At 65.3% G+C, this 19938-nt stretch carries 18 protein-coding genes; 9 read left to right on the forward strand and 9 right to left on the reverse strand.

The genetic code is table 11. The features are described 5' to 3' along the window. Positions 1 to 41 precede the first annotated feature (41 nt). A complete protein-coding gene (locus tag IE158_RS00740) occupies positions 42 to 1103 on the reverse strand; it encodes a pyridoxal phosphate-dependent aminotransferase (protein WP_189641744.1) in 1062 nt (353 codons plus the stop codon). Positions 1104 to 1245: 142 nt separating this feature from the next. Here IE158_RS00740 and IE158_RS00745 point away from each other — a divergent pair, with 142 nt between their 5' ends. Continuing rightward, on the forward strand, positions 1246 to 1782 hold the full coding sequence (locus IE158_RS00745) for a hypothetical protein (RefSeq protein ID WP_189641745.1): 537 nt from the start codon (positions 1246 to 1248) through the stop codon (positions 1780 to 1782). A gap of 101 nt (positions 1783 to 1883) precedes the next feature. Here IE158_RS00745 and IE158_RS00750 read toward each other — a convergent pair whose 3' ends face one another. Continuing rightward, positions 1884 to 2591 (reverse strand): Crp/Fnr family transcriptional regulator, encoded by a 708-nt coding sequence (locus IE158_RS00750; RefSeq protein ID WP_229838806.1) that lies wholly within the window; start codon positions 2589 to 2591, stop codon positions 1884 to 1886. A 477-nt stretch (positions 2592 to 3068) separates the two neighbouring features. Between IE158_RS00750 and IE158_RS00755 the strand changes: the two genes are divergently transcribed. Then, entirely contained in the window at positions 3069 to 4904 is a 1836-nt protein-coding gene (locus IE158_RS00755) for an acyl-CoA dehydrogenase C-terminal domain-containing protein (RefSeq protein ID WP_189641746.1), read from the forward strand. A 429-nt stretch (positions 4905 to 5333) separates the two neighbouring features. Continuing rightward, complete coding sequence (locus tag IE158_RS00760; protein WP_189641747.1) at positions 5334 to 6269, forward strand: magnesium transporter CorA family protein; 936 nt, start codon at positions 5334 to 5336, stop codon at positions 6267 to 6269. 112 nt (positions 6270 to 6381) lie between these two features. On the opposite strand, the gene IE158_RS00765 is transcribed toward IE158_RS00760, so the two are convergent. From IE158_RS00765 to IE158_RS00775, 3 genes are all read right to left on the reverse strand, one after another. Beyond that, positions 6382 to 6882 carry a thioredoxin-like domain-containing protein gene (locus IE158_RS00765; RefSeq protein WP_229838807.1) on the reverse strand — a complete coding sequence of 167 codons (501 nt, stop codon included), beginning with the start codon at positions 6880 to 6882 and terminating at the stop codon, positions 6382 to 6384. 96 nt (positions 6883 to 6978) lie between these two features. Continuing rightward, on the reverse strand, positions 6979 to 8226 hold the full coding sequence (locus tag IE158_RS00770) for a VanW family protein (protein WP_189641749.1): 1248 nt from the start codon (positions 8224 to 8226) through the stop codon (positions 6979 to 6981). A gap of 78 nt (positions 8227 to 8304) precedes the next feature. Next, a complete protein-coding gene (locus IE158_RS00775; RefSeq protein ID WP_229838808.1) occupies positions 8305 to 9369 on the reverse strand; it encodes a YpdA family putative bacillithiol disulfide reductase in 1065 nt (354 codons plus the stop codon). 89 nt (positions 9370 to 9458) lie between these two features. Here IE158_RS00775 and IE158_RS00780 point away from each other — a divergent pair, with 89 nt between their 5' ends. The 6 genes from IE158_RS00780 to IE158_RS00805 are packed head-to-tail and all read left to right on the forward strand — an operon-like array spanning position 9459 to position 16163. Continuing rightward, positions 9459 to 11009 carry a phytoene desaturase family protein gene (locus IE158_RS00780; RefSeq protein WP_189641750.1) on the forward strand — a complete coding sequence of 517 codons (1551 nt, stop codon included), beginning with the start codon at positions 9459 to 9461 and terminating at the stop codon, positions 11007 to 11009. Between the two features lie 31 nt (positions 11010 to 11040). Continuing rightward, complete coding sequence (locus IE158_RS13715) at positions 11041 to 12525, forward strand: carotenoid biosynthesis protein (protein ID WP_189641751.1); 1485 nt, start codon at positions 11041 to 11043, stop codon at positions 12523 to 12525. Beyond that, entirely contained in the window at positions 12522 to 13211 is a 690-nt protein-coding gene (locus tag IE158_RS00790; protein ID WP_229838809.1) for a lysophospholipid acyltransferase family protein, read from the forward strand. Before IE158_RS13715 ends, IE158_RS00790 begins: the two co-directional genes overlap by 4 nt. Next, positions 13208 to 14311, forward strand: a complete 1104-nt coding sequence (locus IE158_RS00795) for a glycosyltransferase family 2 protein (RefSeq protein ID WP_229838810.1) — start codon at positions 13208 to 13210, stop codon at positions 14309 to 14311. The genes IE158_RS00790 and IE158_RS00795 overlap by 4 nt, the downstream gene beginning before the upstream one ends. Next, positions 14308 to 15747 carry a phytoene desaturase family protein gene (locus IE158_RS00800; RefSeq protein ID WP_189641752.1) on the forward strand — a complete coding sequence of 480 codons (1440 nt, stop codon included), beginning with the start codon at positions 14308 to 14310 and terminating at the stop codon, positions 15745 to 15747. The genes IE158_RS00795 and IE158_RS00800 overlap by 4 nt, the downstream gene beginning before the upstream one ends. Continuing rightward, positions 15744 to 16163, forward strand: a complete 420-nt coding sequence (locus IE158_RS00805) for a hypothetical protein (RefSeq protein ID WP_189641753.1) — start codon at positions 15744 to 15746, stop codon at positions 16161 to 16163. Before IE158_RS00800 ends, IE158_RS00805 begins: the two co-directional genes overlap by 4 nt. 22 nt (positions 16164 to 16185) lie before the next feature. Here the strand turns inward: IE158_RS00805 and IE158_RS00810 are convergent, their stop codons facing one another. The 4 genes from IE158_RS00810 to IE158_RS00825 all read right to left on the reverse strand — a co-directional run bounded on the left by IE158_RS00810 (position 16186) and on the right by IE158_RS00825 (position 19892). Then, a complete protein-coding gene (locus IE158_RS00810; RefSeq protein ID WP_189641754.1) occupies positions 16186 to 17292 on the reverse strand; it encodes a Gfo/Idh/MocA family protein in 1107 nt (368 codons plus the stop codon). 91 nt (positions 17293 to 17383) lie between these two features. After that, the gene (locus IE158_RS00815; RefSeq protein WP_229838811.1) at positions 17384 to 18121 is read right to left on the reverse strand and encodes an ABC transporter ATP-binding protein; all 738 of its coding nucleotides are present in this window, start codon (positions 18119 to 18121) and stop codon (positions 17384 to 17386) included. A gap of 61 nt (positions 18122 to 18182) precedes the next feature. Further along, positions 18183 to 19247, reverse strand: coding sequence for an ABC transporter permease (locus tag IE158_RS00820; protein WP_189641755.1), 1065 nt, complete (start codon positions 19245 to 19247; stop codon positions 18183 to 18185). A gap of 228 nt (positions 19248 to 19475) precedes the next feature. Further along, entirely contained in the window at positions 19476 to 19892 is a 417-nt protein-coding gene (locus IE158_RS00825; RefSeq protein ID WP_189641756.1) for a hypothetical protein, read from the reverse strand. Between the last annotated feature and the right edge of the window lie 46 nt (positions 19893 to 19938).

The raw sequence follows: 19938 nt of genomic DNA on the forward strand, positions 1-19938 counted from the left end.
CCGCCTCCGCGAGTCAGGCTCCTCGCCTTTACTCCACCTGTTTACTCCACCTGCCCCAGCACCTCCATCATCTGGGCCGTCATGTGGCGCATTTCGTCGGGCGTGCCCAGCGAAAGACGGTTCCAGCCTTCATAGGCGGGGAAATCACGCCCTACCACGATATGCAGCTCGCTCATCCGGTGACGGTAGCTGCGGTTGCCTCCCACCGACGCGGGCAGCTCATGAAACACGAAATTGCCGTTTGGACCCACGTAGCGCAGGCCCAGGCGGTCCAAGGTCTGCACCACGATGTCACGGGCTTGCAGGGTTTGCTCCAGGCTGCGGCGCTGAAACTCGGTATCGGCCAGCGAGGCGCGGGCCGCCAGCAGGCCCGGCAGGTTCACCGGCATTTCCGGCACAAAACCGGCAAATAGCCCGGCGTCTTCAGCGGTGGACAGGCTATAGCCCACCCGCAGACCCGCCAGCCCGTGCAGCTTGGAAAAGGTGCGGACCACGCAGACATTGGGCAGCCCTTCACGCACCCAGGCGTCCGCCTCCTCGAAGCGCGTGTCGGTAACAAACTCCACATACGCTTCGTCAATCAGAAAAAAGGTCTGCGGGGCGCTCTGCACCCAGGCCTTAAGCTCGGCGCTGGACACCACAGTGCCGGTGGGGTTGTTGGGATTGCACAGATACACGATGCTCTGCCCCGCGAAGTCCTCGCAGGCGGCCCGGAGACCCTTCAGGTCGGCTTCCAGGTTGTCCAGCAGCGGAATCCCACGGACCGGCAAGCGCCGCGCCGCTGACGCTGTCAGGCCAGCATCGAAGGTCGGCAGCGGCATCACCACCTGCGTAGGCTGCCCGGCGTCCTGCGCCCGGCGCGATACCGCTTCAATAATGACGTGAATGCTCTGTGACGACCCCGCGCCGAGCACCACTTGTGCGGCACTGACCCCGTGATGCTCGGCCAGGGCCGCGACCAGTTCGGCGTGGGGGGCATCGGGGTAACGGTTCACCTGGGTCAGGCAGCCTTCCAGCGCCTCGCGGGCCAGCGGCGAGATGCCGAGATTGTTCTCGTTGAAGTTGAGATGCAGGCGCTGACCGGCGCTGGGAGGAGTAAACATGCGCCCAGTGTAGTGACTCTGATGGCCAAAGACCATTCCGCTGCTGGTCGGGCTGAGTGTGAAATCAGGTACTGCACCTCCCCACCGTCCAGTGCCCCCTCACGTTCACCACAGGGCTGGGCCTGTCGCCTACCCTAAAGACATGAATAGACCCCTGCTGGCCGCTGGCCTGACCCTCCCCCTGCTGCTGGCAGGCTGTCAGACCGCTCCCAAACCCCCCAAAGCTCCAGCAGACCACGATGTCAGCGGAGTGATTGCCGGCGAGTGGCGTGAGGGAGCCCGCTTGCGCGTGGGCGTGATGGGCGTCAGCTTTCCCGAAGGCCCCATCAGCCGCTCCACCCTGCCCCAGAATGTGGTCCTTCAGCCGGATGGCCGCTGGAGTTATGGGCTGGACCTTCCCACCACCGTCTCGGTGGCCGGGGCGTATCAGGTGATTGTCTTTGACGACGCCAACAACGACGCCACCTACAACCTGGGCGAGCAGTTTGCCCGTAACAGCAAATACCTGATCTACAGCCTTCAGGCGGCCACCTTCCCAGGACTCACGGAACCCGTACGGCTCCCAGAGATGAAGGTGCAGCGGGGCTGGAACCTGTATGACAGCCGCGCTGGAGTTGGTCCAGAGAACCCCAGCCCCGTGACCAAGGTGACAGGCTACGACCTGGAACGCACTCCCTGAGCCAGCTTCCAACTGAAAGCAACCGCTGTGCTGTGACAACCCAGCGGTTGCTCCCCTGTCGCCCTTTTTATGGTGCGTGCTGCGCCGTGCGCCGCAAGATTTCAGCGGTCCGCAGCGTTGATATAGGCTTCCAGCGCTTCCACATTCAGGACAAAAGGACTGCGCTGACGCATAACGGCTCCCTGACAGCGCAGCTTGTGCAGCGATTGGCTGACAGTTTCGCGGGTGGCCCCAATCATGCGGGCCAGGTCTTCTTGATTGAGCTTGACCCTCAGTTCGGTGCCCTGGGGATGCGGCACGCCGAACTCGCGGCCCAAGCGGGCCAGCAGGCTGGCGACCCGCTCACTGGCCGAGTACGCACTGACGACAGCGCACCACTGCTGGGCCTCAAAGAGCCGGACGGTCAGCATTCCGATCAGCCTGAGGGCCAGCTCAGGCTGCAGCTCAATCAGGCGCTGCAACTCGGTCTGCGGCAGAGCAAGCAGCTGGGTGGGCTCCAGCGCTTCGGCCTGACTGGGGCGGCGCTCGCCGGGGCACAGCTGCAACTCGCCAAAACTGCCCTGAGCACCGACCACGCCCAGAATTGCCTCCTTGCCATTGGGAAACAGCCGCGAGACTTTGACCATGCCGCTGCATACCAGATAGAGGGCGTCGGCTGGGTCGTCCATGCGGTAGATCGCCTCGCCAGCCTGATAGGTGCGGGGCAGCGTGACCGCAGCCAGCCTCTCCAGCTCGTCCAGCGCCAGGTCGGCAAACAGGTCCATCTTTTTCAGCTGCCAGATCAGACTGGAATGTTCGGAAGTCGTCACAGTAATTTCAGTACTCCTGGGCAGAAATTTGAAAAAGGGGCCTTTCCAACCAGGGAAACCAGGAAAAAGAGGCCCGAAGAGACGGTGGTGGGAGTAGCGTGCCCACCTGGCACCCTGCTGCCGTCCTACATTCAGCAGAGGCAGGTGAGACCAAGCACATTCGGTGCAAAGATATTTCAATCTGCCGTCCAACACAGAGAGAAATAACACGGTTGCGTAGTGCAATAGTCCAGGGCATTTGACAAACAGATGTGCATCTTCTTGGCGAGCGGATTGACCCAGCCTCCCGGAAAATATTAGACTTGGTTCAAGTTTTTGAAACTTCAGTTTTGTGGGTACGGGTTTGGCACTTGTTTGGGGCGCTGATGTCGGGCAACACAGGTACTGCACTCCCCGCTCCCTTTCCCTGCTCCACTGTCCGCCGCCCTGCCCCTGCTTCCGCCACACCCGTTCGGCTCAGTCCCAAGGAGAATCTCTATGCCTCAGTACAAAGCTCCACTACGTGATTTCCGCTTCATCATCAACGAACTGCTGGACGCCCCGGCCCAGCTGGCCCAGATGCCCTTTTATCAGGAGAACGAAACCGCCGACGCCGACCTGATGAATCAGGTGATTGAAGAAGCGGCCCGTTTTGTGGAGGGTGAGCTGCTGCCGCTGAACCAGGTGGGTGACCAGCAGGGGTGCCATCGCAGCGAAAATGGCGACGTCAAGACCCCGGACGGCTTCAAGGCCGCCTACCAGAAGTATGTGCAGGCCGGTTGGCCCGCGCTGGACGCCGATCCCAAGTGGGGCGGCCAGGGCATGCCACACACCGTCGCCAACGCCATGCTGGAAATGATGAACAGCGCCAACGTGGCCTGGGCCATGTACCCTGGCCTGACCCACGGCGCAGTTTCAGCCCTGAGCGAAGTAGGCAGCCCTGAGTTGCAGGCGCTGTACCTGCCCAAGCTCATCAGCGGTGAGTGGACCGGCACCATGTGCCTGACCGAGCCGCACGCCGGGACCGACCTGGGCATTATCCGCACCAAGGCGGCGGACAACGGCGACGGCACCTACGCCATCACCGGCACCAAGATTTTCATCAGCGCGGGCGAGCACGACTTGACCGACAACATCATTCACCTGGTGCTGGCCCGCCTGGAAGGCAGCCCCGAAGGCACCAAAGGCATCTCGCTGTTCCTGGTGCCCAAGTTCATCCCCGGTGCGGACGGCACGCCCGGCGAGCGCAACGGCGTGGTGTGCGGCAGCCTGGAGCACAAGATGGGCATTCACGGCAACGCTACCGCTGTGCTGAACTTTGACGGTGCCAAAGGCTGGCTGGTCGGTGAGATCAACCGTGGTATGAACCACATGTTCATCATGATGAATGCGGCCCGGCTGGGCACTGGCATGCAGGGCCTGGGTATCGGTGAAATCGCCTACCAGAACGCTGTGGCCTACGCCAAAGACCGGATTCAGATGCGGGCCGAGCCCCGCGTGACCCCGGACCAGCCCGCCGACCCCATCATCGTGCACCCCGATGTGCGCCGCATGCTGATGACGGGCCGCGCCTACAACGAAGCGGGGCGTGCCCTGGCGCTGTGGCTAGCACTGGCGCTGGATACCGAAGCGCACCACCCCATTGAGGCCAAGCAAAAAGAAGCCGCCGACACCGTGGCGCTGCTGACCCCCATCGCCAAAGCCTTTATGACCGACAACGGCTTTAACGTGGCGGTGCAGAGCCAGCAGGTCTTCGGCGGTCACGGCTACATTGCCGAGTGGGGCATGGAGCAGTACGTGCGCGACGCCCGCATCGGCCAGATTTACGAAGGCACCAACGGCATTCAGAGCCTGGACCTGCTGGGCCGCAAAGTGCTGATGGATGGCGGCAAGAAGTTGCAGGCCCTGGCCGGCACCCTGCAAGCCTTTGCCGAAGAGAATGAAGACGACGAGGCAGTAGGCGAGTACATCACCCAGCTGGGCAAGGCGGCCAACCAACTCGCCACCCTGACCATGCTGGTCGGCCAAAAAGCCATGGACAGTGGCGACAAAGGCCAGGATGAGGTCAACGCCGTGGCGGTGGATTACCTGCGCTACTTCGGGCACGTGGTGTACGGCTACCTGTGGGCACGCATGGCGAAAATCGCCGCCGAGAAAGTGGCTGCCGGTCAGGATTTAGACGGCTTCTATCAGGCCAAGCTGGACACCGCAAAGTTTTACTTTGACCGCCTGTTCCCCGAAACCAAGAGCCTGTCGCAGACCATCAAGGCTGGTGGCGAGAGCCTGGACTTTGACCTCAGAGGCATGTTCGGCTTTGAGCCTGAGCACGCCTGAGCTGTAGCTCCCGAGCGCAGCATTTCTCAGCGTAATGCGGTGCCCCGTTCTCTGCGGCGTGGGCACCGCTTCGTTTGGCCGACATCCTGCCTGGGGCTGGTCGTCCCTGCCTGCGGGCGTGCTTCCCAGCAGGCCAAGCGCTTACAATAGATAAGCCCAAAATTGCGGGCCGCATGCTGACCACCGTTTGTCTCTGCGGCCCCTTCTTGCTGAACCTGCCCACGCGGCCACAAGGAGGTGACTGAATGAATCCTATGCAAGCTGACCCCGAACCCCCCAGTTCCAGCCCTGCGACCTGTCATTCTTCGCCTCTGCTCCTGCCCTTCTGGGAGGTTCACCCATGCACGACTTCACTGCATCTCCATTCACTGCGTCCCTACTCTCTGCGCCCCTAGGTTCCACTGCACGCCTGATCTCTGAGGGCCGCCCATGCTGACCTATTACCGCTCGGTGGGCGGCAAACTGACCACCATCGATAGCTACACCGACGGCTGCTGGATCAACGCCACTGACCCCACCATCGAGGAGCTGGCCCGCATCAGCCGCGAAACGGGGCTGGACATCGATGTGCTGAGCTATCCGCTTGACCCGGACGAACGCTCCCGCTTTGAGCGCGAAGACGGCGAGCTGCTGATCATCATGCAGACCAGCTACCGCCTGCCCGAAGACAGCGATATTCCCTACGACACCGTGCCGCTGGGCATCCTGCATACCGATCACTGCCTGGTCACCATTTGCGCGATAGACAATCCGCTGATCCGCGACGTGGTGAGCGGCTTCGTGCGGCGCATCAGCACATCCAAGAAAAACCGGCTGACGCTGCAGCTGTTTCTGCGCAACGCCCAGCGCTTCTTGATTGATATCCGCCAGATCAACCGCGATGTGGAGCGCATCGAGGACCGCCTCGAAAACAGCACCCGCAACGAAGAATTGCTGGACCTGCTGAACTTCGAAAAAAGCATGGTGTACTTCATCACCGGCCTCAAGGCCAACGAGGCGATGATGGAGCGGGCCAAGCGCGACCGGATTTTTCAGACCTATGAGGACGACGCCGACCTGCTAGACGACGTATTGATTGAGAATCTTCAGGCGATTGAGATGGCGACCATCACCTCCAACATTCTGGGCAGCATGATGGGCGCCTTCGGCAGCGTCATCAGCAACAACGTCAACCAGGTGATGAAGACCCTGACGGTGGTGTCGGCCATTTTCCTGCCGCTGACCTTTATGGCCGGAATCTGGGGCATGAACTTTGAGTACATGCCCGAGCTGAACAAGCCCTGGGGTTACGGCGCAGCGCTGAGCAGCATGCTGGCGGTGGCGCTGGGCATGTTCTGGCTGTTCCGGCGTCAGGGTTGGTGGTAAGTCACTTCTGGGTGTAGAAGTGGCTCTCCACTTCGGAACAGAGGACAGCAGGAGTCAGAACAAAGTCGCTCCACTTCCGCAGACTGCCAACTTGGCGGGGGCCGGGAGGAGACTACTCCCGCACCGCCGTATGCCCCTTGTCGCAACTGCGGCCCGCTTCGGGGGCAGTGGCTGCGTCCACGAACTCGGTGACAAACTGGCCCAGGCGGGAATCATCAGCGCGCTCAGCGGTCAGCTGGGCATTCCAGGCGGTTGCCATCACTGCCGACTCCTGCCCCGGCTCCGGGCTGAGCAGCACCTTTTTGCCGCTGGCGAGGGCTGCCAGTGCCGCCGGGTCGGGCACCTGGTCCGGACGGTAAGTCAGCCACACCGCCCCATGCGCGAGGCTGTGTAGCGCGTATTCGGCATAGATGGGCGCTGGATATACGCCGCAGCTTTGCCACAGGGCATTGTGGTCGCCGTAAGGCGGCGGAGTCAGGTCATAGGTCAGCGAGCCGGAGCGGTGCTGGCCGGCTGGGGCTTCGTAGCGCAGCACACCTGCCAGGTGGCGCTCGGGGGCGGGGCCGCAGGAGAACAGCGGCAGAAGAAAGAGGGCGAGGCAGAAGCGGCGCACGCCTCCCATACTAGAAGACGGCCCAACAAAAAGCAGAGGGCCGACCTGTTTGGCCCTCCACTCTGCGCGTTACGCTGATTCTACTTGCCCGGCGGCTTACTTGCCCACCAGGAAAATGTTGGGCCAGGGGCGGTAGTTGCTCTTGAGCGTTTCCTTCTTGAACACCTGTCCACTGCGGACAAACAGGCGGTCTACTTCCAGGGTCCCACCAGGCATGGCCCAGTCCACCTGCTGGCGCTGACCGGCGGCCAGCTTGGAGCTGACGATGGTGCGGTCGGCGGGCGCGGGAATGGTCTTGATGACGCGCGGCTCGCTCAGGCGCACCTCGAAGTCGCGGGGCTTGCCAAAAGCGTACACGTTGAATTCGCCGGTGGCGTCGTTCCAGTCGGTCTGGAACCAGATGGCCCCGCCAGTATCGTTCTTGAACTTCAGGTCCAGGCTGGGCTGGTAGATGGCGGCGTCCAGGCCCTGCGGCTTGTAGTAACCCACCTGGTAGGAGTGCGGCGAGCGCTCCACCACCGGCAGCCCAGCGCGGTATAGGCTGCGGAACACCGTGGTGCTGACCTGGCAGATACCGCCTCCCAGCCCTTCCTCGGTACGGTCACCAGCAATCACCAGACCGTCCACATAGCCCGCAGCCCGGTTGATCGGTCCCAGGAACTGATTGAAGGAAAAGGTGCCGCCCTCAAACAGCCGGTCCTTGAAGCGGCCAGCGCCCACGTGAATGTTGGTCATGCGGGCCTTGGAGCTGCCCTTGTAGTTGGTGTTGCCGGTGCCCAGGTGCCCCGTGATGCCCCGGCTGATAAAGAAGTTCAGGTCGCGCTCAGGCGCGGTCTGGGACTGCACCTTGACCTGAACAGGCTTCATGGCCGGGTCCTTGATGGCAGCCAGCAGCGCAGTGCGGGTGGCTTCGGGGTCCAGCTTGAAGAGGTCATACTGCACCAGCACCCACCCGCCCTGCTGCTGCTCAAAGCGGGCACCGCCGCCGCTGCCCAGTTCCTTCACCCACTTGTCCAGGTCTTCGCCCAGGCTCTGCGTGATGATGCCGCGCTGACGAATGATGGCCGCACGCTCAGCGGGAATCCGCAGTTCGCGGGTCAGCGGAACAGAGGTCTTCTGACCATTTTTGTAAGCAGGCACCTGCGCTTTGAAGCTCAGGACCAGTGGCGCAGCCACCGACTGCGGGGCGGCCTGCGCCGGAGCGGGGGCCGCCTGAACCGCTGAAGTCTGAAAAGTCGGTGTCTGGGTGGGTGCCTGAGGAGTAGGCACCTGCGCAGTGAAAACCTGAGCAGAAGCAGCGCCTAGCAGCAGCGCCGTGGGCAGCAAAAGAGAAATGACCTTCATCCCAGCAGTATTTCAAGTCCTGCCCCGGCAATGGCAAGTTGTCTTACCGGGGCCTTTACCCTCAGCCGGGGCCACACGCTAGAGGGCCGCGCCCCCCCGCGCCCCAGCGGACGCCAGCTGCCGGGCAATTTCGGACACCGCATGCTCAGCATGAATCCGGCCATTTTCGATAAAGACCTGATTGGTGCGCCCCGCATAGCCCGCGCTGCCCGCCACGAACAGGCCCGGCACGGTACTCTCGTGATGCTCACTCAGCACCAGGCACCCATCGGCCTGCTCCGCCACATTCAGCCCTTCCAAAAAGTCCAGGTCCGGCAGGTAGCCGGTCATGGCAAAGGTAAAGTGCGTGGGCAGCAAGAACGTGGTGCCGTCCTCACGCTGCACCCGCACCGCGTCCGGGAGGATTTCCACGACCTGCGAGCGGAAATGCGCGGCAATCCGGCCTTCCTTGATTCGGTTTTCGAGGTTGGGCTTGACCCAGTATTTGACCGTATTGCGGATGCCTTCGCCGCGCACCACCATCGTCACATTGGCTCCGGCGTTCATCAGGTCCAGCGCCGCGTCCGCCGCCGAGTTGCCCGCGCCAATGATGGTCACATTCAGCCCGAAAAAGGGGTGCGCCTCGGTGTAGTAGTGGCTGACATTTTCGCTGTCCTCACCGGGAATCCCCATCTGCACGGGGCTGTCGTAGTAGCCGGTGGCCACAATCATGCGCCGGGCTTCGACCACGTCCTGGCGGCCGTCCTGCGCTTCGACTTGCAGCGTGAAGCCAGCGGGCGCGGCGTGGACCTTTTCCACGCGGGTGTACTGGCGCACGTTCAGCCCCTCGGCCTGCGTCACCTTGCGGTAATACTGCAAGGCATCTACGCGCTTGGGCTTGTCGAAAGGACTTACGAACGGGTGCCCGCCGATTTCCAGCTCCGGCGCAGTGGTAAAGAATGTCATGTCGGTGGGGTAGTCAAAAATGGCGTTGACCACGCAGCCCTTTTCCAGAACCACGTAGCTTAGGCCGTGACGCTTGCAGGCGATGGCCGCCGCCAGCCCCACCGGACCGCCGCCCACGATAGCAACGTCGTACAGGCCGCCCTGCGGCTCCGGGTTGGGGAGGTCGGGATTCGGTTCGGTTGCAGAAAAAGTCGTCATGTATTCAGTATTCCACCCGCCCGCACGGGGCACCGTGAACCGGGGAGCGGCACGTTTGCCCCTCCCCTCCCCTGCCATAGTGGAAGGCAATGCCGGACTATGACCTGATTGTGATGGGCGCGGGCCACAACGCCCTGATCACCGCCGCTTATGCCGCCCGCGCTGGCCTCAAGGTGGGCGTGTTCGAGAAGCGCCACATGGTCGGGGGAGCGGTCAGCACCGAGGAGCTGGTCCCCGGCTACCGCTTTGACTACGGCGGCAGCGCCCACATTCTGATTCGGCTGACTCCAGTGGTCCGCGAACTAGAACTGAGCCGCTTCGGGCTGCATTACCTGGAGCTGGACCCGTTGTTTCACTGCTACGACGGCGACGAATTCGGGGCGGGGCCGTGGTACGTGTACCGTGACGCCGAGCGCACGGCTGCCGAGCTGGACGGCCTGTTTCCCGGTCAGGGCGAGGCGTACCGCCGCTTTCTGCACGACTGGACCCCGATGGCCGAAGCCGTCGCGGAGCTGTTCATGTCGGCTCCCGGCCCGCTGGAACTGGGCAAAATGGCAATGAAGTCCACCGGTAAGGGCGGCGACGCGGCCCACAACCTGGCGCGGATTCTGCGGCCCTACGGCGAGGTGGCCCGCGAATACTTCAGCGAGGAGCGGGTGAGCAGTCCGCTCAGCTGGATGGCGGCCCAGAGTGGCCCCCCACCATCCGACCCCCTGAGTGCGCCCTTTTTGCTGTGGCACCCGCTGTACCACAAAGGCGGCGTGGCGCGGCCCAAAGGGGGCAGCGGCGGCCTGACCAGAGCGCTGGCACGGGCGATAGAAGCCTACGGCGGCGAGATTCACCTGAACGCAGCCGTGCAGGACATCCTGATAGAAGGAGGCCAGGCCGCTGGCGTCCGGCTGGCTGGAGGCGACACCTACACCGCCCGCGCCGTGGTGGCCGGGTCACACGTGCTGGCGGCGGCAGACGCCCTGCCAGACGAATACGTGCCGCAGGCCGCCCGCGACGTGCGGGTGGGCAACGGCTTTGGGCTGGTGCTGCGGCTGGCGCTGGACGGCCAGGTGGAGTACCGCCACGGGCAGAATGAAGTGGGGCGCACCGGCCTGGGCCTGCTGGTCCGTGACGAGCGCCAGATTCTGCGCGGCTACGGCGAGTACCTGGCGGGGCAGCCCACCACCGACCCGCCTATTGTCGCCATGAGCTTTAGCGCAGTGGACGATTCACTGGCCCCGCCAGGGTCCGACGTGCTGTGGCTGTGGGCGCAATACTACCCCTTCGAGCTGGCGCAGGGCAGCTGGGCCACGCGCACCGCCGAGGCCCGCGACTACGTGCTGAACGCCTTTGAGCGCTACGCTCCCGGCACCCGTGACAAGATTGTGGGCGAACTGGTCCAGACGCCACAGTGGCTGAATGACCACCTGCACCTGCCACGCGGCAACGTGATGCACCTGGAAATGACAATGGACCAGATGTTCTCGCTGCGGCCCTGGCTGGGCGCGGGCATGTACCGCTGGCCGGGGCTCAAGGGCCTGTACCTGACCGGAGCCAGTACCCATCCCGGCGGCGGCATCATGGGGGCGTCGGGGCGCAATGCGGCGCGGGTCATCGTGGGTGACCTGACCCGGCGGGGGTGGCAGTGAGCGTCCCTAGACCTATGCGGAGCAGTTGCCCATGACCTACCTGCAATTCCACCTCGTCTTTATCGTGCCGCCGCTCTTGCTGCTGCTGTGGCTGACCGCCCGGCGCAGTGGCCCGCTGGCCGGCGACTACTGCCGCGATGAACGCTGGACCCGGCTGTGGCTGGGGGTGCTGCTGGCGGTGGCCTTTGTCTACACCACACCCTGGGACAACTACCTGGTGTATGTGGGCGGCTGGGAGTACCCGCCGGACCGGGTGCTGGGCACCGTGGGCTACGTGCCCTACGAGGAATACGCCTTTTTTCTGCTGCAAACTCTGCTCAGCAGCCTCTTCTTGCTGTGGCTGATGCGGCGCTCCGGCAAGCCCGCGCAGGTGTCGCCCCGGCCAGGGCTGACCCGCTGGGGCATGGCTGCGCTGTGGCTGGGCGGGGCCATGCTGGGCGCGGCGGCGCTGGTCAGTGGCTACGCGCCCGCCACCTATTTCGGGCTGATTACCGCCTGGGCGCTGCCGGTGCTGGCCGGGCAATGGGCTTTTGGCGGTGACCTGATTCTGGGCCGCGCGAGGCTGTTCTGGACCGCCGTGACCCTGCCTACGCTGTACCTGTGGGCCGCCGATGCGTTTGCGCTACACAACGGCATCTGGAGCGTGTCGGAAAGCTTGACGCTGGGACCCAAAATCGGTCCGCTGCCGCTGGAAGAAATGCTCTTTTTTCTGGTGACTAACCTGCTGGTGGTCACGGGGCTGATGCTGTTCCTGCACCCGCAGGCCCTGCCACGCCTGCAAGGGGCCACACCTTACCTGAAGCCCTGGCTGGGGCTGCTGGCTGGGTATCTGCTGCTAAAAATCCCGGTGCCGCTGTGGCCCGCCGGGTTCCCGTTGCTGGCGACCCTCAGCACCGGGGCCTTGTTCAGCGCGGCGCTGCTGTACGCCGCTGGGCGGGTGGGCTGGGGCCGGGCAGCAGCGCTCGCGGCGCTGTGTTTCGGGGCGGGCTGGGCGGTGGAGTATCTGGGCAGTACCACCGGCTTTCCGTTCGGCATATACAGCTACGCGGGCGCACCGGGCCTCACCCTGCTGGGCGTGCCGCTGCTGGTGCCGCTGGGCTGGTTCGCGCTCACGCTGGCCGCCACGGTCCTCAGCCGGGGCCGTCCCTGGCTGGCGGGGCTGCTGCTGGCCGCCTGGGACGTGGGGCTAGAGCCGCTGATGACCTCGCAGGGATTCTGGACCTGGAGCGACCCCGCGCCGCTGTGGGCCGGCGCACCGCTGCAAAACTTCGTGGGCTGGTGGGCGGTGGGCAGCCTGCTCAGCCTGGCCGTGACCCGCATTGCCCCGGAACTCAGGCGGCCCGCCGGAAGCGGCCCCGACCTCTCGCTGGCCTACCTGACCGAGCTGTTTTTCCTGCCGGGGGGGTTGCTGCTGCTGGGGCAACCACTGGCCGCCGCCGTCACTCTGGCCGTGATGCTGGCGGCACTGGGCCTGGCCCGCTGGCAGGCTCCACGCACGCCACTGGAGAACACATGACCAGGCCGCCTGGAGACTTTCCCTGGGTGGCCCCAATGCTGCGGGCCACCATCCGGCGCGACCTGCGCCGCAGCCTCAGCGGGTTCTGGGTGCGCGGCACGCTGCCGCCGGGCGGCGCGGTACTGGCCGCCAACCACGGCAGCTGGTGGGACGGCTACTTGCTGCTGCACCTCGGCTGGGAGTTCGGACACCCCGCCCGCATCATGATGAATGCACCGGAGCTGGGCCGCTTTCCTTTTTTGCAGCGCATCGGCTGCACGCCGCCTGAGCGGAAGCGGGAATTGGTCCGCGCCGCGCAGACAAGCGAGTGGGTGATGATCTTTCCCGAAGGTGGCCTGCAAGCGCCTGGCAGCCCGCTGGCCGCGCTGCATCCCGGCGCGGCTTGGCTGGCCCGCAGCGCCCACACGCCAGAAAAGCCGGTCCCGCTGATTCCTGTCGCCCTGCGGGTGGTCCTGCGGGCTGAGCGTACCCCGGCGGCCTTTGCCCGCTTCGGTGTGCCCTGCGCCCCGGACAACCTGAGCCGCGCGCTGGGCCATGAACTGGCGCAGTTGGATGCCGACCTACGGGCCGCCGACCTCTACCGGCCACCCGAAGGGTATCTGGCGCTGTGGCGCGGGCAGGGGGCACAGCAGCAGCAAACGCCAGCCTCGCGCCTGCTGACCCGCCTGACCGGAGACCGGCTGTGAGGGGCAGGAGCTGCTGGACACGCGCCGCGCAGTTGGTGGCAGGCGGCTTTCTGGCCGTCAAACTGGGCACGCTGCTGGTCAATGCGCTGACTTTCCCGCGCCTGAGGGGCCAGAGCGCACCCGCGGACCTGAGCGACGTCTCGCTGCTGATTCCCGCCCGCAACGAAGCCCGCAACCTGCCACACACCCTGCCGGGGTTCCTGGCACAGGGAGCCGGCGAGGTGCTGGTGCTAGACGACCACAGCGACGATGAGACAGCAGCTCTGGCGCGGGGGGCGGGCGCGGCGGTCCTTAGCGGACAGCCCCTGCCACCCGGCTGGCACGGCAAACCCTGGGCCTGTCAGCAGCTGGGCGCAGCGGCACAGGGCGACGTGCTCGTCTTTACTGACGCCGACGTGACCTGGGAGCCCGGCGCACTGGCGGAAGCGGCAGCCTACTTCCGGACCTCAGGGGCTCACCTGATGACGGTATGGCCGCAGCAGGACAACCGCGCCCCCGGCGAGCGCATCCTCACGCCAATGGTGGACGATGTGCTGCTGAGCCTGCTGCCCTGGCCGCTGCTGGCCGTGCCCACCCCCGAGGCCAGCGCCGCCAACGGTCAGGTCATGATGTTCCGCCGCAAATGCTACGAACGGCTGGGCGGGCACGCCGCTGTCCGCGCCGAACTGCTGGAAGATGTGATGTTTGCCCGCGCCGTCAAGGGGGCTGGGGGCCGACTTACCCTGATTCTGGGCGGCCCGCAGGTGCGCGTGCGAATGTACCGCTCCTATGCCGAGTCGGTGACCGGTTTCAGCAAGGGCCTGCTCAGCTTCCATGCGGGGCAACGGGCACTGCTGCCGCCCAGTCTGGCGCTGCATCTGCTGACCTATACCTGGCCCTGGCTGAGCGGCCAGCGCCTCCTGATGGCGGCTGGACTGCTGGAGGGCCTGGCCGTCCGCATCCTCACGCGCCGCACCCGCCCCGCCGACCTGGCCGAAGTGCTGCTGACCCCGCTGCTGCCGCTGCTGGCGCTGCCGGTCTACGCCCAGGCGGCCCGGCGCGAGGTGGTCTGGAAAGGCCGGGTCTACTCTCAGGGCAGCGCAGCGCAGGAGGCCGAATGAAGCGCCTTCCCTCCTCGGTCACCGTGATTGGCGCGGGGTTCGCGGGGCTGGCGGCGGCGCTGCGGCTGCGGCAGGCCGGGGCCAACGTGACCGTGCTGGAGGCACTGGACACCCCCGGCGGCAAGGCCGCGTTGGGCTACCGCGACTTTTCCAGTGGGCCGACTGTGGTCACCATGCCGCAGGTGCTCCGGGCGCTGCATGCACGGCTGGACTGGGCCGCGCCGCAGCTGACGCCCGCCGTGCCCACCACCCGCTATCAGGCGCTGGATGGGCGCACCTTTGCGCCCCAGGCCCTCAGCGTGGCGGGCAGTTTGGACCCCACCCTGGCGCAGCTGAGCCGGGCTGAAGGCCAGCGCTACGCCGAGCTGCTGCGGCTGTCGCGCCAGCTGTACCGGGACGCCGCTGACACATTTCTGTTCGGCCCACCACCCACACTGCCTGCCCTGGCCCGCTACGGCCTGAGCCGGGGCTGGCGGGCCCAGCCGGGCCGCTCGCTGGCGTCGCTGGTACAGAGCGGGTCCTTTCTGACACCGTTCTGGCTGCGTTTCGCGACCTATCTGGGGGCCGACCCGTACCGCGCTCCCGCCGTGCTGCACAACGTGGCCTGGGTAGAACTGGGCGGCGGCGTATGGCACCTGAGTCCAGAAGGCAGCGGGGCCTCCGGGTTACTGGGTCTGGCCGCAAGAATGGCCGCCGAAGCCGAGCGGCTGGGCGTGCACTTCGAGTACGGCACGCGGGTTCGCCGCCTGCACACCGGGGGCCAGCGAGTCGTCGCCGCCCACACGGACCGGGGCGACCTGCCAGCGGACGCCTTCGTCAGTGCCGCCGACATTTCCCTGACCCGGCAGTGGCTCGGCCAGCCGGCCCCAGACCGCCCGCAGGGGGTGAGCGGCTTTGCTGTGCAGCTGCGGCTCGCGGATGACGTGGGACAGGCGCACCACATCTTCTGGCCGCTGGACTACCGGGGCGAGTGGCAGGACATCCGCGCCGGGCGGCTGCCGCTGGACCCCACGCTGTACCTGCACCTGGACGGGCGGCAGGGCTTTTTGCTGGTCAATGCCCCGGCCACACCACGCCGCGCCGCAGACCGCGCGGAATACGCAGGCTACTTGCTGCGGCACTTGCAGACGCGCTTCCCGCTGCCGGTCAAGGAAGCGCTGGCCCTCTCCCCCGCCGACTACGCCCGGACCGCCGCCACCGGAGCGCTGTACGGCAACGCCCCGCACGGCCTGAGCGGGAGCCTGCGCCCCGGCTGGCGCTTACGCGGCCCATCTGGCCGACTGGAAAACTTGCGGCAAGTGGGCGGCACCGTGCATCCCGGCGGCGGCGTACCGCTGAGCCTGCTGAGCGGCTGGAACGGCGCGGGGGAATTGCTGGGCTTGCCTTACGACCCACTGGGCGGGCCAGAATTCGTGACCGAAGCAGAACCGATATGACTGAACCTGTACAGCCGGGCAAAACCTGCGAGTCTTTCCCGCGCTTTTCCTGGTGGCGGGTGCTGGTCGGTGCGGCCCTCCCCCTGATGCTGATAGCGGCTTACCTCCAGCTCATCAGGCTGGTAATGCACCCCGAACTGCCGTTCAGCCTGGAGGGATTCTTCCTTTACGCGCAGCTGCTCCCACTGCTGCTGGGCCTGCCGATGCTGCTGCTGGGCATCCTGGCCGAGAGTATCCAGCCGGGCCTGAGTGACCGGGCTTTTTTGCTGACTGGGGCGTACGCCGGAGCCGCCGCTGGCTTCACTCTGTCCCAAATGGCCGCCTTGCCAGCTGCCGCTCATCTGGCCCCCGGCGCGGCCATCGGCCTGCTTACTGCCCTGGCCATGCGGGCCATGTGGCGGCGCACTTTGGCTTGACCTGCGGGCTAAGCTGTGCCGGTTAGCGCTGCGGCAAGTCCGGCTGGCGCTCGCCCCGGAAGGGGTCCTGGCCCGCTGGGAGCTTCAGCGTCACGCGCTGGCCGGTGCGGGCGCTCTCGTAGATGGCGTCCATCACGATGTGGTCGGCCACGCCTTCTTCGCCCGGAGTCCAGGGGGTCTTGCCCTCGCGGATGCACTGCGCGAAATGGTCCACCTCGTTGCCGAACTGGTCGTAGGAGGCAAAGCGTGGCCGGTGCGCGGCTTCCTTGTCGGTCAGCGTGAAGTCCAAGCAGGTGTAGTTGAAGGCCGGGTCCATCTCCACCTTGCCCGCTTCGCCCACCACGCGCAGGGCCGAGGTATCACGGGATGCGTAGCTGGTCAGGCAGTTGGCGACGATGCCACCCTCAAAGCCCATCATCCAGGCCACACGCTCCTCAATTTCGGCAAAGCGGGGGTCGCCCTGCGGCTGGTTCAGGTCGGCAAAGACCCACAGTGGTTCCTTGCCCAGCACAAACCGGATGATGTTCAGCGAGTAGATGCCCACGTCCACCAGCGGGCCGCCGCCCGCGTACTCCCGGCGCATCCGCCAGGCCTGCGCATCCTCTTCGGTGTGCGAATGAATGGAATCGATGGTGCGGATGGTGCCCAGCCGCCCACTTTGCACGGCGTCACGCACGGCCCAGTGCTCGGGGGTGTACTGGCAGCGGTAGGCGGTCATCAGCAGGACGCCAGCGGCGCGGCAAGCGTCCACCATCGCCTGTGCGTCGGCCACGTTGGTGCTCAGCGGCTTTTCACACAGTACGTGCTTGCCCATGCGTGCGGCCCGCTCCACGAACTCCCGGTGCATGGAGTTGGGCAGGACGATAAAGACTGCATCGACATCATCCCGCTCGGCAAGCCGCTCGAAGTCGTCATAGGCGTATACGTCGTCATCAGTCAGGCCGCTGGCGTGGGCCAGGGCCAGGCCCTTGTCTTTTTCGCTGGTGACCAGCGCGGCCAAGCGGGCATGCTGACTGGTGCGAATGGCTGGGATCAGTTCCTCGGCAGTCAGCTTGCCCAGGCCGACCACCGCGTAACCGACCCGCTGGCGTTCAGGCTCTGGCGTGGAAATTTCAGGCTTGAGTGGCATGCCGTCACCATAGCGCGGGACTGGTGCCTGTCCGCAGGACTCGCGCTCCTGTCGCTGTTTTCCAGGCCGCCTCTCAGCCTGCGGTCAGCTCTTACGCGGTGCCCTGGGCGGTCACGCGGCCATCTTCCAGTCGCACCACACGGGTACACAGGTCCAGCACGCGCTCGTCGTGGGTCACCATCACGGCAGCCTTGCCGCGCTCCGCCACCTCACGGGCCAGCATGCTCACCACTTCGCGCCCACGCTCACCGTCCAGGCTGGCCGTCGGCTCATCGGCCAGAATAAGCTGGGGGTCATTCATCAGCGCCCGCGCAATCGCCACACGCTGCTTTTGACCGCCCGACAGCTCGCCTGGGTAGTGGCCTGTCCGCTCTGCCAGGCCCAGGCTGCGCAAGAGTTCATCGGCCAACGCGCCCGCCTGAGCGCCGCCCCGGCCCGCCAGCTGCGGCACCAGCGTCAGCTGCTCGCGCACATTCAAGTAGGGAATCAGGTTGCTGGCCTGGAGCACAAACCCGATGTGATGGAGCCGGAAATCGGCCAGCTGGCGTGCATTCAGGCGGCTCAGCTCCTGCCCGGCAATGGTCACGCTGCCTTCGGTCGGGGTTTGCAGGGCACCGGCCAGGGTGAGGAACGTACTTTTGCCGCTGCCGCTGGGGCCAATCACGGCCACCAGTTCGCCGGGGCGCACCTCAAAGTCGGTGGGGTGCAGCGCCGTGACCTGGGCGTCACCGTCGCCAAACACCTTGCTGACACCGCGCATGGTGAGGGTGGACTGGGCAGCTTGGACAACTTGGGCAGGGCTGGGGGCGGGTTGGATAAAAGTGGTCATGGCAACTCCTCTTTGAAAGTAGGAACAGAACGCGGGGTAGCTGAGGGGCGTGCAGCTCAGGTCAGCCGTTCTGACCCAGCGCTTGTAGGGGGTCCGCCTGGGCGATGGTCCGCAGCGAGAGCAAGCTGCCCAGCAGCGACACCAGCAGCAACAAAGCACTGGCCTGGGCCACAGCGGACCAGGAGAGCGCGAACGGCAGACCGGCGGGCAGCACCTGGGTGGTGCCGTACATCGCGGCGGCAGCGACGGCCAGGGCCGCCACGGTCAGCAGCACCACCTGCGCCACCAGGCTGCCTGCCAGGGTGCGCATGCCTGCGCCAATCGCCTTGAGCAGACCGAACTGCGCGGTTTTCTGGAGCGTCATCACGTAGAAGAACACCGCCATCACCAGCGCCGACACGGCCACCAAAAAGACCTGAATCATCAGTAGGCTGCCCTGCTCTTCCTTGTAGCCTTGCAGCGACTGCAAAGCTTCGGCGCGGGTCTGGGCGGCCAGACCTTCAGGCAAACTGCTCACTGTTTCAGCTTCCAGCGCAACGCCGCTCACGGTGCCGCCAGCGCGGGGGTTCAGGCTCTGCCACTCGTCCAGCGTCACGAACATCACAGGCTGGTGGTTCAGGCGCGCCCCTTCGGTAAAGCCGACCACTTTCAGCTCCTCGCCGCTGGGCCTCAGGATAATGGTGTCGCCCAGCTTCACGCCGTCTTCTTTGAGGGTGGCGTCTACCACTGCGCCGTCGCCCTGCATGGGCTGGCCTTCAGTGATCTTGGGGGCCAGGAAAGAATCCCTCTCCAAGCCCATCATCACGGCACCCAGCTGGGTGCTGTCTGCGGCATTCACCCCAAAGCTGGCAAAGCTCTGGGCAAACGGCGCGGCGTCTGGGTTGGCTCTACGCAGCGCTGCCACGTCGTCCTTGCCGATAAAGGAGCGGGTGAAGTTGCCATCGGCGTCGGTGGTGGTCACGAAGGTGGCGGCGGGGCTATGCAGCATCCAAGCGGCGCTGTCTTCGCTCAGGCCCCGGGTCAGGCCCAGCAGCATAAACACCATGAAGGCCAGCAGCGCGGCAATGCCGCCCAGCAGCGCAGAACGCAGCCAGTTGAATTTCAGTTCACGGAGGGCAAGAAACATAGACAAACTCCTTGAGTGGGAGAGGGAAAAGGCATGACTGACCGTTCGGTCATCTCTTATTACTTACCGTACGGTAAGTAGAGGGCAAAAGTCAAGTGGCAGCCCACATAGATACGGGCTGGCTTAAGGCAGGGACGAGCAAGAGTTGCGGCAGCGTTGGTCAGTCAGGCGGCGCGACCAGCGGAAGTTGTGAAGCTGCGCGGCAGAGCATCAAAAATACGGAGTGCGCTACCTCACCTGCCCGCGCACCAACTGCACCGAAAGTGCGTAGCTCTCGCCACCTTCCTCATCCTGCTCAAACTCGGCCAGCAGGGCCCACAGTCGGCGCTTGAATTCCAGCGCCCGTGCCTGGCTCAGCTGCGCCGTGCCGATGGCGCTGAGAAACGGTTGGTCGGCCAGCACTTGCCGCAGCGGCGGCCCTTCCTGACTGCCCAGATGCAGCGTGCCGGACCGCAGCCAGTAGCCCCAGCGGGGATGCTCGGCCAGCAGTGCAGCGGCCTGTAAGCGCATCATTTGTTCGTTGCGCGGCAAAAACTGCGAACTGATAAAGCCTTCAAGCGTCTCGGCCTGCGTCACCTCGAAGGGAATGAACCAGGGCTCCGGCATGGCGTAGCGGCGAATGGGCCGGCCTGCCCGCTGCTGCACGCCTACCTGCCAGCTTAGCCCTGCGGCAGAACGTCGCCGCGCCCAG

It is taken from the genome of Deinococcus piscis (genome assembly GCF_014653275.1).
GTDB classification, from domain to species: domain Bacteria; phylum Deinococcota; class Deinococci; order Deinococcales; family Deinococcaceae; genus Deinococcus; species Deinococcus piscis.

Coding starts and splice junctions, on each gene's coding strand:
- IE158_RS00800 (WP_189641752.1), top strand. CDS start 14,308: ATGAAGCGCCTTCCCTCCTCGGTCACCGTGATTGGCGCGGGGTTCGCG.
- IE158_RS00805 (WP_189641753.1), top strand. CDS start 15,744: ATGACTGAACCTGTACAGCCGGGCAAAACCTGCGAGTCTTTCCCGCGC.
- IE158_RS00810 (WP_189641754.1), bottom strand. CDS start 17,292: ATGCCACTCAAGCCTGAAATTTCCACGCCAGAGCCTGAACGCCAGCGG.
- IE158_RS00740 (WP_189641744.1), bottom strand. CDS start 1,103: ATGTTTACTCCTCCCAGCGCCGGTCAGCGCCTGCATCTCAACTTCAAC.
- IE158_RS00790 (WP_229838809.1), top strand. CDS start 12,522: ATGACCAGGCCGCCTGGAGACTTTCCCTGGGTGGCCCCAATGCTGCGG.
- IE158_RS00755 (WP_189641746.1), top strand. CDS start 3,069: ATGCCTCAGTACAAAGCTCCACTACGTGATTTCCGCTTCATCATCAAC.
- IE158_RS00815 (WP_229838811.1), bottom strand. CDS start 18,121: ATGACCACTTTTATCCAACCCGCCCCCAGCCCTGCCCAAGTTGTCCAA.
- IE158_RS00780 (WP_189641750.1), top strand. CDS start 9,459: ATGCCGGACTATGACCTGATTGTGATGGGCGCGGGCCACAACGCCCTG.
- IE158_RS00760 (WP_189641747.1), top strand. CDS start 5,334: ATGCTGACCTATTACCGCTCGGTGGGCGGCAAACTGACCACCATCGAT.
- IE158_RS00745 (WP_189641745.1), top strand. CDS start 1,246: ATGAATAGACCCCTGCTGGCCGCTGGCCTGACCCTCCCCCTGCTGCTG.
- IE158_RS13715 (WP_189641751.1), top strand. CDS start 11,041: ATGACCTACCTGCAATTCCACCTCGTCTTTATCGTGCCGCCGCTCTTG.
- IE158_RS00775 (WP_229838808.1), bottom strand. CDS start 9,369: ATGACGACTTTTTCTGCAACCGAACCGAATCCCGACCTCCCCAACCCG.
- IE158_RS00820 (WP_189641755.1), bottom strand. CDS start 19,247: ATGTTTCTTGCCCTCCGTGAACTGAAATTCAACTGGCTGCGTTCTGCG.
- IE158_RS00770 (WP_189641749.1), bottom strand. CDS start 8,226: ATGAAGGTCATTTCTCTTTTGCTGCCCACGGCGCTGCTGCTAGGCGCT.